At 72.1% G+C, this 15,357-nt stretch carries 14 protein-coding genes; 9 read left to right on the forward strand and 5 right to left on the reverse strand.

What is annotated here, in order from left to right:
* Positions 1–186: 186 nt before the first annotated feature.
* Positions 187–1,050: a helix-turn-helix transcriptional regulator gene (locus KHP12_RS45140; RefSeq protein ID WP_244202545.1), complete on the reverse strand. Its 864-nt coding sequence runs from the start codon at positions 1,048–1,050 to the stop codon at positions 187–189.
* Positions 1,051–1,250: 200 nt separating this feature from the next.
* Between KHP12_RS45140 and KHP12_RS45145 the strand changes: the two genes are divergently transcribed.
* Genes KHP12_RS45145 through KHP12_RS45155 form a run of 3 tightly spaced genes read left to right on the forward strand, consistent with a single transcriptional unit; the run spans position 1,251 to position 3,244 of the window.
* Complete coding sequence (locus KHP12_RS45145) at positions 1,251–2,018, forward strand: SDR family oxidoreductase (protein ID WP_211834559.1); 768 nt, start codon at positions 1,251–1,253, stop codon at positions 2,016–2,018.
* A gap of 45 nt (positions 2,019–2,063) precedes the next feature.
* A complete protein-coding gene (locus tag KHP12_RS45150; protein ID WP_211834560.1) occupies positions 2,064–2,972 on the forward strand; it encodes an SDR family NAD(P)-dependent oxidoreductase in 909 nt (302 codons plus the stop codon).
* Positions 2,973–3,028: 56 nt separating this feature from the next.
* Complete coding sequence (locus KHP12_RS45155; RefSeq protein ID WP_037947464.1) at positions 3,029–3,244, forward strand: tautomerase family protein; 216 nt, start codon at positions 3,029–3,031, stop codon at positions 3,242–3,244.
* Positions 3,245–3,370: 126 nt separating this feature from the next.
* On the opposite strand, the gene KHP12_RS45160 is transcribed toward KHP12_RS45155, so the two are convergent.
* Complete coding sequence (locus KHP12_RS45160; protein ID WP_211834561.1) at positions 3,371–4,711, reverse strand: cytochrome P450; 1,341 nt, start codon at positions 4,709–4,711, stop codon at positions 3,371–3,373.
* Between the two features lie 642 nt (positions 4,712–5,353).
* Here KHP12_RS45160 and KHP12_RS45165 point away from each other — a divergent pair.
* The 6 genes from KHP12_RS45165 (at position 5,354) to KHP12_RS45190 (ending at position 12,152) form a co-directional block, all read left to right on the forward strand.
* Positions 5,354–6,139: a trypsin-like serine peptidase gene (locus KHP12_RS45165; RefSeq protein WP_143677831.1), complete on the forward strand. Its 786-nt coding sequence runs from the start codon at positions 5,354–5,356 to the stop codon at positions 6,137–6,139.
* A gap of 109 nt (positions 6,140–6,248) precedes the next feature.
* Positions 6,249–6,551 (forward strand): hypothetical protein, encoded by a 303-nt coding sequence (locus KHP12_RS45170; RefSeq protein ID WP_086880057.1) that lies wholly within the window; start codon positions 6,249–6,251, stop codon positions 6,549–6,551.
* Between the two features lie 18 nt (positions 6,552–6,569).
* On the forward strand, positions 6,570–7,865 hold the full coding sequence (locus tag KHP12_RS45175; RefSeq protein ID WP_143677829.1) for a sensor histidine kinase: 1,296 nt from the start codon (positions 6,570–6,572) through the stop codon (positions 7,863–7,865).
* Entirely contained in the window at positions 7,862–8,512 is a 651-nt protein-coding gene (locus KHP12_RS45180; RefSeq protein WP_037947457.1) for a response regulator, read from the forward strand. Before KHP12_RS45175 ends, KHP12_RS45180 begins: the two co-directional genes overlap by 4 nt.
* A gap of 226 nt (positions 8,513–8,738) precedes the next feature.
* Positions 8,739–9,503: an ABC transporter ATP-binding protein gene (locus tag KHP12_RS45185; protein WP_086880055.1), complete on the forward strand. Its 765-nt coding sequence runs from the start codon at positions 8,739–8,741 to the stop codon at positions 9,501–9,503.
* A gap of 117 nt (positions 9,504–9,620) precedes the next feature.
* Positions 9,621–12,152: an ABC transporter permease gene (locus tag KHP12_RS45190; RefSeq protein WP_211834562.1), complete on the forward strand. Its 2,532-nt coding sequence runs from the start codon at positions 9,621–9,623 to the stop codon at positions 12,150–12,152.
* Between the two features lie 28 nt (positions 12,153–12,180).
* On the opposite strand, the gene KHP12_RS45195 is transcribed toward KHP12_RS45190, so the two are convergent.
* From KHP12_RS45195 to KHP12_RS45205, 3 genes are all read right to left on the reverse strand, one after another.
* On the reverse strand, positions 12,181–13,398 hold the full coding sequence (locus KHP12_RS45195) for a serine hydrolase domain-containing protein (protein ID WP_211834563.1): 1,218 nt from the start codon (positions 13,396–13,398) through the stop codon (positions 12,181–12,183).
* Positions 13,399–13,494: 96 nt separating this feature from the next.
* A complete protein-coding gene (locus KHP12_RS45200) occupies positions 13,495–14,205 on the reverse strand; it encodes a response regulator (RefSeq protein ID WP_086880052.1) in 711 nt (236 codons plus the stop codon).
* Positions 14,202–15,347, reverse strand: a complete 1,146-nt coding sequence (locus KHP12_RS45205; RefSeq protein ID WP_211834564.1) for a sensor histidine kinase — start codon at positions 15,345–15,347, stop codon at positions 14,202–14,204. Before KHP12_RS45205 ends, KHP12_RS45200 begins: the two co-directional genes overlap by 4 nt.
* Between the last annotated feature and the right edge of the window lie 10 nt (positions 15,348–15,357).

Here is a 15,357-nt window from a genome sequence, read left to right on the forward strand (position 1 = left end):
GAGACCGGCGGGCCCACCGCCGGTGCCGTGGCCCCGGCACCGGGCAGAGCCCGCGCGTACTGCGACAGGGGTTCCCAATGACGGGCCGCTTGCTCGCTCCGCACCCCGAACGTCACCATGTTGGCGCGATCAGGGGGCCGTGGCCGGTCTCCGAGGCCGCCGGACCGCCGTCGTGTCGCGGGGGATTCACCCGGACGCGCTGTGCTCGCCGGCCGTCATGTCCTGCATGCCGATCACCGAGAGAAGCTCCAGCTGGGCGGCGCCCTCGGTGCCGGGCGGGGCGCTGAACCACAGCAGCCGCTGGTGGCCGTCCTCGCTGAACAGGGAGTGGCAGTCCAGCTCGATGACGCCCAGCGAGGGGTGGACGATGCGCTTGTGGTCGGTCCGCCGGAGGGCCACGTCATGGGTGTCCCAGAGGGCGGTGAACTCCTCGCTGCGGCGGCGGAGCGCCGCCACCATCCGCCGTACCTCGGAGTCGCCGCCGCGCCGGGCGGCGACGGCCTGGAGATCGGCCACGAAGACCCGGGAGTGGTGGGGGTGGTCCTCGGGCGGGTAGAGCCCACGGGCGTCCGGATCGGTGAACCAGCGGTAGACGAGGCTCGCCGCGGGGCCGCGCACCGCCGGGGGACGGCCGACCAGCGCCGCGGCCAGCTCGTTCTGTACGAGGGTCTGGTGCAGATCGGTGATGACCTGGGCGGGGGTGGTGGTGAGCCGGTCCAGCAGGCCGAGCAGGGCCGGCTGGACCTGAGCGGCCGGGCCGTGCGTCGCCGGGGGAACGGGACGGTCGGCGAGGTGGAACAGATGGTCGCGCTCGTCGCCGTTCAGCCGCAGCGCCCGGGCGAGCGCGGTCAGCACCTGGGCGGAGGGCTGGGCGCCGCGCCCGCGCTCCAGCTCGGTGTAGTAGTCCGCGGACAGCCCGGCCAGCTGGGCGACCTCCTCGCGCCGCAGACCGGGCACCCGGCGCCGTGGACCGGCGGGCAGACCGACGTCGGCCGGGCGGATGCGGTCGCGCCGGGACTTCAGGAAGGCGGCGAATTCGGAGTGGTTCACGCCCTCCATGGTCGCTTGTGCCGGTGAGCTGAGCCAGGGGCTGACAACCCCTGGGTGGAGAGAGCCGTGGCTGGCCCTGCGATCCCGGCCCAAGCTGGGAACACCCAAGGGGCACGGCGCCGAACGACGCCGGCGCCCCGGGGGCCACGGCCCGTACGCCGTGGCATCCGCCCGTCAGCACCTGTCCCCCAGGAGTCTCCATGTCGCCTCAGGAAGCCGCGCCCCAGCACCCCGCCGACCGGCCCCGCGTCGCCATCGTCACCGGAGGCTCCCGCGGTATCGGCCACGAGTCGGTGAAGCGGCTGGCCGCCGACGGATACGCCGTCGTGATCGGCTACGCGGGCCACCGCGAACCGGCCGAGGCCGCCGCCAAGGACATCGCCGCCGCCGGTGGCCGGGCCGTCGCCCTCCAGGCCGACGTCGCCGACGAACAGCAGGTGGCCGCGCTCTTCGACACCGCGGAGTCCGAGTACGGCGGTGTCGACGTCGTCGTCCACGCGGCCGGCCGGATGTATCTGGCGCCCATCGCCGAGCTGGACCTCGCGGAGCTGGACACGCTGCACCGCACCAACATCCGCGGCACCTTCGTCGTCGCCCAGCAGGCCGCCCGCAGGATCCGCGGCGGCGGGGCGCTCATCACCTTCTCCACGTCCATCGTGGGCCTGGCCCTCCCCGGCTACGGCGCCTACAGCGCCAGCAAGGGAGCGGTCGAGGCGCTCACCATGATCCTGGCGCGCGAACTGCGCGGCCGGGACGTCACCGTCAACACCGTGGCCCCCGGCCCCACCGCCACCGATCTGTTCCTCGACGGCAAGGACGAGGAGACCATCGCCCGGATGGCGGCCCAGCCCCCGCTGGAGCGCCTGGGCACCCCCGCCGACATCGCCGAGGTCGTGGCCTTCCTCGCCTCCCCGGCCGGCCACTGGGTCAACGGCCAGCGCGTCCGCGCCAACGGCGGCATCATCTGACCGCCACCGCACACCATTCCCCCTTCTCCCGCCCGTAAGGACCCCATGCCCTCCGACACCCCCACGACCGTTCTGGTCACCGGCGCCTCCAGCGGCTTCGGGGCGCTGACCGCACGCGCCCTGGCCCGCGCCGGGCACACCGTCTACGCCGGGATCCGGCAGCCGGCCACCCGCAACGCCCCCGCGGTGGCCGAGCTGACCCGCTACGCCACCGACCACGACGTCGACCTGCGCGCCGTGGAGCTCGACGTCACCTCGCAGGACTCCGCCGACGCCGCCATCGCCCGCATCCTGGCCGACCGGAACCGGCTGGACGTGATCGTCCACAACGCCGGACACATGGCCACCGGCCCGGCGGAGGCGTTCACCCCCGAGCAACTGGCCCAGCTGTACGACGTCAACGTCCTGGGCACCCAGCGCGTCAACCGCGCCGCGCTGCCGCATCTGCGGGCCCAGGGGGACGGGCTGCTGGTGTGGATCGGTAGTTCCAGCACCCGCGGCGGCTGCCCGCCCTTCATCGGGCCCTACTTCGCCGCGAAGGCTGCCATGGACGCCCTGGCCGTCAGCTACGCCGCCGAGGTGGTCCGCTTCGGCATCGACACCGCGATCGTCGTCCCCGGCGCCTTCACCTCCGGCACCAATCACTTCCGCCACGCGGGCGCGCCCGCCGACCCCGACCGCGCCACCGCCTACGACGAGCGCTACGGCACCCTGCTGGCCGATCTCGACCAGCGGCTGGCCGCGCTGATCCCGCCGGACGCGGACGCCGCGCACGTCGCCGACGCCGTCGTACGCCTGGTGGCCCTCCCGGCCGGCACCCGGCCGCTGCGCACCCACATAGACCCCAGCCGCGACGGCAGCGAAGTCGTCTCCGCGGTCGCCGACCGCGTCCGCGCCGAGTTCTTCCGCCGGGCCGGGCTGGACGATCTGCTCACCACGGGCAGCTCACTGTAATCACCCCCGAATCACCCTCGAACACACCGAAATCCACGGACGAAAGAGAAACGACCATGCCCTTCGCGAACTTCAAGGTCCCTGCCGGATCCCTCGACGAGAAGCAGAAGGAGGAGATCGTCACCCGTGCCACCGAGCTGTACGTCGACATCTACGGTGAGCGCGCCCGCGCCACCACCCTGGTCCTGGTCGAGGAGGTCACCGACGGCGGCTGGGGCATCGGCGGCAATGTCCTGACCCTCGCCATGCTCCAGCAGCCACCCGGCAACTGACACCACCGGGCCCCAGGGCTCCGGCGTCCCCTCCTCCCCCGGGGGGACGCCGGATCTCCCCGGGGGACGCCGGATCTCCCCCGGGGGGAGGAGGACGGCACGAACGCCGGGTTGTGGCTTCGCGCGCTAGCCCGCGGTGACCGGGGCGGGGCTGAACGTGACGGGCAGCGACTCCAGGCAGCGGTACCAGAACGAGTCCACCCATCTCAGCTCGTCCGGCGCGACCGCCAGCGTCAGGTCCGGAACCCGGTCCAGCAGCACTTCGATCGCCGTCTCCGCGATGATCCTGGCCGTTTCGGGACCGCCCGCCGGGCAGCCGTAGTCGCCCCCGCTGAACGCGACATGGGAGTGGTTCCCGGCGTGGCCGACGGGGGAGTCGGGCCACAGCAGCGGATCGGCGTTGGCGGCGGCCAGGCCGAGGACGACGAGGTCACCGGCGTGGATGTGCCGGCCGCCGAGGTCGGTGTCGCGGGTGGCGTACCGCCCGATGAGGTTCTGCAACGGGGAGTCCGCCCACAGCACCTCGTTCATGGCCTCGCCGATGCTGCGGCGGTTGCCCGAGAGGGTCATGGCGAAGCGCTCGTCGGTGAGCATCAGCCGCAGGGTGTTGCCGATCCAGTACGAGGTCAGCGGCAGCGCCGCCGCCATCAGCACCATGACGTCCGCGGTGTGCTGCTCCTCGGTGAGGTCCGGGGTGTTCAGGATGAAACGCGAGGTGAGGTCGGGGCCCGGATCCGCGCGCTTCGCCCGCACCAGCTCCGTCACATACGCGGCGACCCGCTGCTGACCGGCGATGGCCTCCTCGTTGGAGAGGAACGACATGGTCAGCCCCGCCGCCAGGGCCTCCAGCCCGGCCTCGTCCTGGGACAGGCCGAACAGCTCGGCCGTGGCGAGGGTGGGCACCGAGTAGATGTAGTCGTACACCAGATCCGCCCTGCCGCTCCCGGCGAACTTGTCGATCAGCTGATCGGCGAGCCGCTCGCAGTGGCCACGCAGCACGAAGGGATCGACCGTGGCGAGGGCCTCGCTTGCCGCCGTTGCGCGCCGCTGGTGCTCCTCGCCCTCCGTGAAGGTCATCATCGGGCTGTACGCCACCCACGGCGTCAGCGGCCAGTCCGGCGGCACGCTGTCCCAGCCGTTCCAGCGGCGCGGGTCCCGGCCGAACGTCTCGGTGTCGGACAGCACTTGACGGGTCTCGCGGTAGCCGAGGACGAACCAGGCGTCGATGTCGCCTTCGAGCAGGACCGGGGCGACCGGTCCGCTGTCCTGCCGTATCCGCTGGTAGGTCTCGTCCGGACGGCGCCGGAAGTCCGGCCCGTACAGCCGCGCGGCGTGGGCGGGGCAGCCCGGAGGCGGCGTGTCAGGTGCCTCCGGTGCGTGCTGCGGCGCCGGTGTGTCCTGGCTGTCCTGGGCGTCCTGGGCGTCCTGGGCGTCCTGGTCGTCCTGGTCGTCCTGGAGGTTCGTCACCAATGGTCTTCCTCGGAGCGGCGGGCCTACGGGGATGCCGGGAGGCTAACAGCATCCGCTGCGGCAGGCGGGCCCATCGCGTAGCGCGGGACTGCCGTGAATGCGTGAATACTTCCGTGAATTCGACGAGGGAAATGCGAATACAGGTTCCGGACACTGTCGGGGATCGGGTGGCCGTCGCCGTCTGGGAGAAGGTGGCCGTTGACGCGCGTTGACGCGTCGGAATTCCTCGTTCAATGCGGCACACGCCCCATTCCGCTTTTGCCGAAAAGGGCAGTCCAGCGGTCGCGAGGCGATTTTCCGTACCGGACCGGGGGCGCCATGCCTGGCCGGATACCGTTCTGACCACCTGCGGGATCTTGGCGTGCACACTTCATCACGCGATACGGTGCGCCCGGGATTTCACCGGGGGCATCCGCTCCCTGTCCCGATCAAAAACTTGGGGGACTGGTGCAGATTCGCAAGGTCGTTTTAGCGGCGAGCGGAGTGGTTTTCGCGTTCGCCCTGACGATTCCGGCGGCCGCGTCCGCCGATTCGCACAGCACCGTCACACACGGCGCGGACACCGCGGTGTCCGCGCACAAGAGTGCAGCGTCCCGCTCATCCGCGGAGTCCGCCGGGAAATACTGGACCCCGCAGCGTATGCGCAGAGCCGTCGAGGCCGACACGCCCGCCGACGCCAAGGCGTCGCGGAAGGCGGCCAACGACGCGGCGGCCGAACCCGCTCAGCTCGCGAAACCGCAGAAGGGCACCTCGCAGAAGGCCCGTGGGGTGCGGATCGCCACCTCGATCGTGCAGGGCAAGGTCTTCTTCCACAACCCGACCAACGGCGGCGACTACGCCTGCTCCGCCGCGGCGGTCAACAATCCCACGAAGAACATGGTGTTCACCGCGGGGCACTGCGTCCACGGTGGCGCCGGTGGCACCTGGGCCACCAACTGGGTGTTCGTGCCCGCCTACTACAACGGCTCGCGGCCGTACGGAACCTGGTCCGCCAAGACGCTGACCACGTTCAACGGCTGGATCAACAACAGTGACCTGAACTACGACATCGGCGTGGTCAACGTCTGGGACAACGGCGCCGGCAAGCTGGTCAACACCGTCGGCGGCATGGGGCTCGGCTACAACTACGGGTACTCCAACACCGTGACCGTCTGGGGCTATCCGGCCGCCTTCGGCTACGACGGCGAGCTGCCCTACGTATGCCAGAACATCCCCACGTGGCAGGACGGCTCCCGGGTGCAGAACGGGTGCACCATGGTCGAGGGCGCCAGCGGCGGCCCCTGGCTGCGGGACTACAACGAGACCACCGGCCTGGGGACCGAGATCGGCGTCACCAGCACCCGGACCGATCCGCCCGCCTACATCGACAGCCCCTACTTCGACAACAAGATCCAGACGATCTACGACAACACCGCCAACGGCTGAGCACCAGAGCACCACACACACCGCACTCGGCCGGGGCCCCGCACTCAGGGGCCCCGGCCTCCGGCATCCGCAGCGGCCCACCATTGGGAGAGAATCGGGAGAGAACGTCATGCGCCCGCTCACCGCAGTCCTCATCACCGCGGCGGCCGTGGGAACCGGCATCGCCGCGGTCCTCGCCGTCACCGCCCGGGGCGACGACACCGGCGATCCCCCCGCCCCGGACATCCCACGGAGCCACCGGGCGGATCCGCCGGACCCCTCGTACTGGACACCGGAGCGGGTGCGCGACGCACGGCCCGCGCCCATGCCCACCGACCCGGGCCAGGGCCGGGGCGTGGGCCCGGACACGGGACCGGACACGGGCCCGGCCGAGGGCCCGGGCGCGGGAGACGGGCGGCAATCGCCGCCGTAGGTGCGTAGGGTGGCGCGGGTGCGAATAGCTGTGTCCTCCGGCCGGCGCGCCGGTTATCGACGTTGGCCGGGGCGGATCCTGATCCCCGCGCTGGCCCTGTGGTTCCTCTTCTCCGTCTACCAGGACGTGCGGGAACGGCTCGTCCTCGACCCGGACTTCGACACGGAGGCGTTCGCCGGGGACTGGGTGCCGATCGCTTCCGGGGTTCTGGCCGGGGCGATGGCCGTGCTGGCCGTCGTGCGCGATGTCCGATGGGTCCCGAGGGCCGCGCTGGTGGCCTGCGCCGGTACCTTCGCGGCCACGGTGGCCTACCACCTGATGCCGGTGAACATGGTGACCAGCGAGTCCAGCGGCACCGAACTGATGGGCCTGCTGTTCCTCCTCGCCGTGGGGGTGCGGCGCTGCACACCCTGGTGGGCCCTGGTGTCCGTGGCGGCGATGAGCGTCAGCGTGTTCTCCATCCCGCTCCTGCGGGACTCCGATCCCGGTGACTTCTCCGACAACACCGCGCTGTTGCTGGCGCTGGCCTTCGTCTGCGGGCTGGTGCTCCGGCTCTACGACGTCCAGCAGGAACGCACCGGACAGCTGGTGCGGCAGGAGGAACGGCTCGCGCTGGCCCGGGACCTGCATGACACCGTGGCCCACCAGGTGACCGCGATCGTGGTGCAGTTGCAGGCCGTACGCCATGTCACCGGGCGGGGCACCCCCGACCCGCAGGCGCTGAACGAGATGCTCGAGGCCGTCGAGAACGCGGGCGGCGAGGCGCTGACATCGATGCGGCGCCTGGTGGGCTCGATGCGCGGTGACGAGACCCCGCGGCATCCGGAGAACCTGGGTGAGGTCCTGACCCGCATCGTGGACGAGGCACGGGGGACCGGGCTCCCGGTCCGGCTGGACCTCGGGCGGGATCTGCCGGAGGACGTACCGGCCGAGGTCACCGGCGGGCTGAGCCGCGTTCTTCAGGAGGCCCTGACCAATGCCCAGCGCTATGCGCGCGGAGTGCGGTCGGTGGATGTGTCCGCCCGGGTGGCGGCACGCCACGCCGAACTGGTCGTGGAGGACGACGGACACGGCTCCCCCTCCGGACACCGCGGCAGCCTCGGCCGGCTCGGCGGCGGCTTCGGCATCATGGGCATGCGGGAGCGGATCGAACTGCTCGGCGGCGCCTTCGAGGCGGGCCACCGTACTGAAGGCGGATGGCGGGTCCGCGCCTCCGTACCGCTGCGCCCCGACGAGGCCGCGCGCACCCCGCGGACCCGCGGGCGGCACGCCGTACGAAGCGGGTTGCGGCTACGGGAGGGCAGGACGGCATGACCATACGCATCCTGGTCGCGGACGACCAGCATCTGGTGCGGGCCGGGTTCCGCATGGTGCTGTCGGCCGAGTCCGACATGGAGGTGGTGGCCGAGGCCGCCGACGGGGCCTCGGCCCTGTCGCTGGCCCGCGAGACCCAGCCGGACGTGTGCCTCGTGGACATCCGGATGCCTCCGCCCGATGGCCTGGAGGTCACCCGCCGACTGGCCGGCGGCGGTCGGCCCGGAGCCCCGAAGGTGGTCGTGGTCACCACCTTCGACCTCGATGAGTATGTGTACACGGCGCTGTCGAACGGCGCGTCCGGCTTCCTCCTGAAGGACGCCGGTCCGGCGCTGCTGACCGAGGCCGTGCGGGCGGCCGTGCGCGGGGACGCGATGGTCGCCCCGCAGATCACCCTCCGGCTGCTCCAGCACTTCACCAAGAGCCGGCGGCGCGCCGCACATGAGCCGGCCGAGCCGCTGACCGACCGCGAGGAGGAGGTCATCCAGGGCATTGCCCGCGGACTGACCAACCCGGAGATCGCCGCCGAGCTGTACATCGCACCCAGCACGGTCAAGACGCATCTGGGCTCGGTCCAGGCGAAGCTGGGCCTGCGCAACAGGGTCGAGATCGCGGCCTGGGCCTTCCGCACGGGGCGCGCGGAGTAGCGGTCCCGCGGGCGCCGAGTGGTGATTCCGCGGGCGTTCCGAGTGGTGGTTCCGCGGGGGTGCCGAGTGGTGGTTCCGCGGCGATCTCCCCCGATCGGGGGATGCGGCTCCGGATGGTCGGGGGATCCGCGCGGGGGTGGCCGGGCGGGAGGCTCATGGGTGTCGCCATCAGCGGCGACGCCCTCCGCCACGAGGGCCGTCCACCGAGCGCTCACCGAGGACCGGCATGCACGCACACCAGCCCCCTTCCGCCCCGGAGTCCTACGCGGCCCACGCCACCGACCTGACGAAGGTGTACGGCACGGGGGACACCCGTGTGGTGGCCCTCGACGCGGTCACGGTCGGCTTCGGCAAGGGGCGGTTCACCGCGATCATGGGGCCGTCCGGGTCGGGGAAGTCCACCCTGATGCACTGCATGGCCGGTCTCGACTCGCCGTCCTTCGGCTCGGTCCGCCTCGGTGACACGGAGATCGCCTCCCTGAACGACCGTCAGCTCACCCGGCTGCGCCGCGACCGCGTCGGTTTCGTCTTCCAGGCGTTCAACCTGCTGCCGACCCTGAGCGCCCTGGAGAACATCACCCTCCCCATGGACATCGCGGGCCGCAAACCGGAGCGGGCCTGGCTGGAGAGCATCATCCAGACCGTCGGCCTGGCCGACCGGCTCGGCCACCGGCCCGCCCAGCTCTCCGGCGGCCAGCAGCAGCGCGTCGCCGTCGCCCGCGCGCTGGCCGGTCGGCCCGACATCGTCTTCGCCGACGAGCCCACCGGCAACCTCGACTCCCGCAGCGGCGCCGAGGTCCTCGAGTTCCTGCGCGGCTCCGCGAGCGCGCTGGGCCAGACCGTCGTGATGGTCACCCATGACCCCGTCGCCGCCTCCTACGCGGACCGCGTGGTCTTCCTGGCCGACGGCCGCATCGTCGACGAACTCCACGCGCCCACGGCCGAGGCCGTCCTGGAGCGCATGGGCCGCCTGACCCCGGCGCACGCCTGACGCCCGCGCAAGCTCGATGACCGCGCACGCCTGACGCCCGCGCCACTTCACTCACCTCCGACGCCCACCCCGCTCTCCGAGCACCTCACACCCGGCACCCTCCCGGAAGGCCGCCCCGTGTTCCGTACCGCCCTGCGCAACGTCCTCGCGCACAAAGCCCGTCTGCTGATGACCATGCTCGCCGTGCTGCTCGGCGTGGCCTTCGTCGTGGGCACCCTCGTCTTCACCGACACCGTCGGCAACGCCCACAAGGAGCGCTTCCTCACCACCCTGCGCGATGTCTCGGTCCAGGCCACACCGCCCTACGACGAGAAGGCCGGCGAGCGCGGAACGGTGGCGGAGGACACCCTGCGGCGCCTCCAGCGGCTGCCCGGCGTGGCGTCCGTCACCGGCTCCGTCGAGGGGTTCGCCGCCGTGGCCGCGAAGGACGGCCACCCCCTCGGCGAGGACCATGTGACCGCGGGGGGCAACTACTTCCCCCAGGCCGACGGCAAGGACACCCGCCACCCGCTGACCGCCGGGCGAGCCCCCACCGGGCCCGACGAGGTGCTGCTGGACACCGCCACCGCCGGCCAGGGTGGTTACCGGATCGGCGACACCGTCCGGCTGGCCGTCGACGGACCGGTGCTGCACAAGAAGCTCGTCGGCATCGTCCGCACCGATGACACCCACGGTTCCGGCGGCACCCTGGCGCTCTTCGACGACGCCACCGCGCAGAAGCTGTTCCTGAAGCCCGGCCGGTACGACGGAATCACCCTCGAGGCCGACCGCGGCACCTCCGAGGCGAAGCTCGCGGCCGAAGCCCGCCATCTGCTGCCCGGGGACTCCGACATCAGCACCGGGGCGCAGCTGCGCGAGCGGCAGCGGACCGAGGCCGCCGAGGGGACGCGGGGGCTGAGCCAGGTGCTGCTCGTCTTCGCGGCCATCGCCCTGTTCGTCGGCATCTTCGTCATCGGCAACACCTTCACCATGCTCGTCACCCAGCGTTCGCGGGAGATGGCCCTGATGCGGGCGGTCGGCGCCGAGCGCCGCCAGGTGACCCGCTCCGTCCTCGTCGAGGCCGGCCTGCTGGGGCTGTGCGCGGGCGCCGCGGGGTTCCTCCTCGGCATCGGGGTGGCCATGGGCATCCGGCAGCTGTTCGCGTCCACCGGATCCGGCTTCCCGGACGGGCCGCTGGTCATCTCGCCCGGCACGGTACTGATCTCGTTCCTTGTGGGCGTCGTCGTCACCATGCTCGCCGCGTATGTGCCCGCCCGTCGCGCCGCCGCCGTGCCTCCCGTGGCCGCCATGTCCGCGATCCACACGCCCCCGCCCGCCCGCGGCCTCCGCAGGCGCAACGCGATCGGCGTCGCCCTGATCGCGATCGGTGTGCTCGGCGTGGTGTTCACGGCGTCCAGCGGCGAGCAGGGCAGGACCGTCGTGCTCCTTCCGGCCGCCCTGCTGCTCATCGGCATCATCGTGGTGACACCGGCGCTCTCCGGCCCGGCCGTCGACCTGGCCGGACCGCTGCTGCGCCGCTTCGGCGTCCCGGGCACGCTGGCGCCGCGCAACGCCCGGCGCAACCCCCGGCGCACCGCCTCCACGGCCTCGGCCCTGATGATCGGGCTGTCCCTGGTCACCGGTCTTACGGTGGTCGCGGTGTCCGCCACGACATCGCTGCACGAGCGGGCCGAGAACTCCGTCACGGCCGACTTCGAGATCTCGTCGAAGAACAGCGGCCACCTGCCCGCCTCGGTCCACCAAACCCTGGCGAAGTCCTCGGCTGTGACCTCCTCCAGCCCGCGGCGCCAGGGCGCCGTGCGGATCGGTGGCGACGAGGTGACCCTGACCGGTGTGAACCCCCGGACCATCGGCGACCTCCTCGACCCGAGCTTCGTCTCGGGCTCGCTCGCGGCCCTGGGCTCGGGCGGAGGCAAGAGCCTGCTGATCGACACCTCCATCGCCGACATCTACGGATGGACCACGGGCCAGCGGGTTCCGGTGGTCTATGACGACGGCAGCCGGGGATCGCTGGAGATCGGCGGCGTCTACCACGACGACGAGTACCTCCCGTCCACCATGATGCCGCTGGCCACGCTCCAGCCCCATCTGAAGGAGATCGAGGACGCCTCGGTCCTGGTGCGCACCAAGGCCGGTGACGGCGACGCGGCACGCCGTTCCCTCCAGCGCACCCTCGACCAGAACCCCGTCATCCAGGTGCAGAACACCGACGACCTGGCCGAGGCGGCCGGTGGCGAGGCCATCACACTGCTCCTCAACGTCCTCTACGGGCTGCTGGCCATGGCGGTGGTGATCGCGGTCCTGGGAGTCGTCAACACCCTCGCGATGTCGGTGTTCGAGCGCACCCGTGAGATCGGGATGCTGCGCGCGGTGGGGCTCCAGCCCGAGCAGACGAAGCGGATGATCCGTCTGGAGTCCGTGCTCATCTCGCTCTTCGGGGCCCTTCTGGGCATCGGCGCGGGCATCTTCCTCGGCTGGGCCGCGGGCAAGCTCGCCTCCGACAGCATCCAGGGGTACGAGATGGTCATCCCCTGGGGCCGTATCGCCGTGGCCCTCGCGGGCGCCGCGGTCGTCGGAGTGGTCGCCGGACTCTGGCCCGCCCGCCGGGCGGCCCGGCTGAACATCCTCACGGCCCTCAAGGCGGACTGAGGCACGGCTCAGGGGACCGAGGAGCCGCTCAGCGGCTGCCGTAGGCCGCCACCATGATGTCCCGCACCACCGTGCTCATCTCCTGGCCCTTGGCGTCGGTGGAGTTGACGCTGTAGACGAGGGTGCGCGAGCCGTCGCGGGTGGAGACGATGCCGGTGTTGTAGCCCCAGCGGCCGCCCGACTTCCCCCACACCTCACGGCCGCCCAGCTTCTTCATCGACAGGCCGACCGAGTACGCGGCCGGGTCGCCGGTGGTGAAGTCCGCCACCTTCGGCAGCGTGAACATCTCCCGCAACAGCGGGCCGCGCACCACCCGCCCCCGGAACAGGGCCTTGGTGAACCGCTCCAGGTCCGCCGTGGTCGAGATGATGTCCCCGGCCGCCCAGCCGTCCGTCGGCCCCCACACCGACACATCGCGCAGCCCGGTCGTGCCGTCGTCCAGCCGCATCGTCTGGTAGCCGTGGTTGTGCGGGCCGGCGATGTGCGGATCCGTCCCCGGGAGGTAGGTGTCGCGCAGCCCCAGGGGCTTCAGGATCCGGTGGGTCACCTGGTGTTCGTATGTGTCGCCGGTGATCCGCTCGATGACCAGGGCGGCGATGGTGTAGCCGATGTTGAGATAGTGCTGCTTCTCGCCGGGCGCGAACTCGCGCTTCTGCGCGGTCGCCGAGCGGACCATCTCCTCCGGGTCGTGGATCCGGAAGCGGTCGGCGTACCGCTCCTCGACCGTGTCCCCGGGGAGATCGGCGGCGGGGATGCCGTGCGTGTGATTGAGCAACTGCCGTACGGTGACCGCCCCGTACGACGCCGGGATCAGCTCCGGGAGATACGAGCGAGCGGTGCGGTCCAGGTCGAGTGTGCCCTCGGCGGCCAGCTGGAGGGCGACCGCGGCCGTGAAGACCTTGGTCACCGAACCGGCGCGGAAGCGGCCCGCCGGATCGGCCGGCCGGTTGGTCGTCAGGTCGTGCACGCCCGAACTGCCTCTCCAGACGCCGTCGGTGCCCCCGAGCCGTACCAGCGCGGCCGTGGCGTCGCTCGTCGGCAGATCCGCGATGGCGGCCTCCAGCTCGGGAATCCCGGACCGCTCGGAGGCCGCGGGCGACGAGGTGGTCGCGGGTGACGAGATGTCCGCGGGTGACGAGATGTCCGAGGGCGACGAGGTGGCCGCGAGGACCGGCGGCGCCGCCGGGCCCGCCACGACGCCCAGGACGAGCGCCGCGGCCAGCAGGGTGCGGCTGGTGTTCTTCATGGTCAACTCCAGTGCGATGAGCCGTTGTTCTCGATGGCTCCATCCTGGTGACCGGCGGTCCGGCGCGGATCGCCCGCGCGAGCGGTGTTCCGGGGGTCAGTTCCTCGCCGACGCGGGGGAGGAGCCGGGCCCGGCCGCTCCCCCGGGCGGGGGATCCCCGGCCGTGATCAGGCCCGTCTCGTAGGCGCAGATCACCGCCTGGATCCGGTCCCGCAGCCCCAGCTTGGCGAGCACATTGCCGACGTGCGTCTTGACCGTGTGCTCGCTGACGACCAGCTCCGCGGCGATCTCGGCGTTCGACAGCCCCCGCGCGAGCAGCAGCAGCGTCTCCCGCTCCCGCCCGGTCAGCGCGTCCAGCCGGGGGTCGGGCCGCCGAGGCCGGGCGGTGGCCCGGGTGTACTGCTCCACCAGCCGCCGGGCCACCGACGGGGCGAGCAGTGAGTCGCCCCGCGCCACCACCCGTACCGCGTGCACCAGATCGTCCCTGCGCACATCCTTCAGGAGGAAGCCGCTCGCGCCCGCGTGCAGCGCCTCGTAGACGTACTCGTCGGAGTCGAAGGTCGTCAGCATCACCGTCCGGCAGGCGCCGGACGCGGCGATCTCGCGGCAGGCCCCGATACCGTCCAGACGTGGCATCCGGATGTCCAGCAGGGCCACATCCGGCGTGTGCCGCCGCACCGCCTCGACGGCCTCGGCCCCGTCGCCCGCCTCCGCGGCCACCTCGATGTCCGGCTGGGCGTCAAGGATCATGGCGAAGCCGCTGCGCACCAGCTCCTGGTCGTCGGCCACCACCACCCGGATCGTCAACGAGCCACCTCCGCCGCGGCGGGTACGGGGAGTTGGACCCGTACCTCGAAGCCCCGGCCGTCCGGGCCCGGCCCGGTGGCCGCCGTACCGCCGTGCGCCGCCGCCCGCTCGCGGACCCCGATCAGACCGTGGCCGCCACCGGAACCCGACCGTGGTCCGCGCCCGTCGTCCAGCACCCGGATGTCCACCGTGCCTTCGCCATAGGTGAGTTGGACCGAAACGCTGCGGGCCGCCGCGTGTCTGACCACGTTGGTCAGGGCCTCCTGGACGATCCGGAAGACGCTCGCCCCGGTGGCCTCCGGCAGCGGCCGCACGGCCCCCGCCGACCCGTACGCCACCTCGAGACCACTCGCCCGTATCCGGTCGAGCAGCTCGGGCAGACCGGCCAGGCCCGGCTGCGGCTCGCGCGGGGCGCGGCCCGGCTCATCGCCCTCGCGCAGCACACCCAACATCCGGCGCAGCTGGGCCATGGCGTCCCGGCCGGTCGCGGAGATGGCGTCGAAGGCGGCCTCGGCCCGCTCCGGAGCCGTCCGCACCGCCACCGGACCGGCCTCCGCCTGCACGATCATCAGACTCACCGCATGGGAGAGGATGTCGTGCATCTCCCGTGCGATCCGGGCCCGTTCGCGCGCGGCGGCCCGCTCCGCCTCGATCCGGTGCTCCCGCTGCCGGGCATCGGTCAGCCGCCCGAAGACATAGGCCGCCGCGAACACGAAGAGGGAGAAGGTCAGCTCCCGTGCCGTCCGGGTGTTGAGCCACACCGACACCGGCACGGCGACCGTCAGCAGACCCCCGGCGACCAGCCGCTCCCACGGCGGTGAAGCGGCGGCGATCGTGTAGATGATGACGAGCCCGGTGTACGGCAGCGGCTGCCCGGGCCCCTCCACGGCCAGCTTGTACAGCGCGCTGGTCGCGATGATCACGGTCAGCACGGCCAGGGGAGCGCGCCGACGCCAGATCAGGGGGACGACGGTGAGCGTGGTCAGCCCGTAGGCGGGCCAGGTCGCCGGCTCCAGATCAGGGGGCCGCTCCACCACGAACGGCATCGTCATGGCCGCCTGGACCAGGAGCGCGATCCCGATGTCCACGGCCTGGGGGTGGGCTGCTCCCAGCGCTCGGCCCCGCTCCCACCACCCCCGCATGAGACTGGAT

The organism is Streptomyces asiaticus (assembly GCF_018138715.1).
GTDB lineage: Bacteria > Actinomycetota > Actinomycetes > Streptomycetales > Streptomycetaceae > Streptomyces > Streptomyces asiaticus.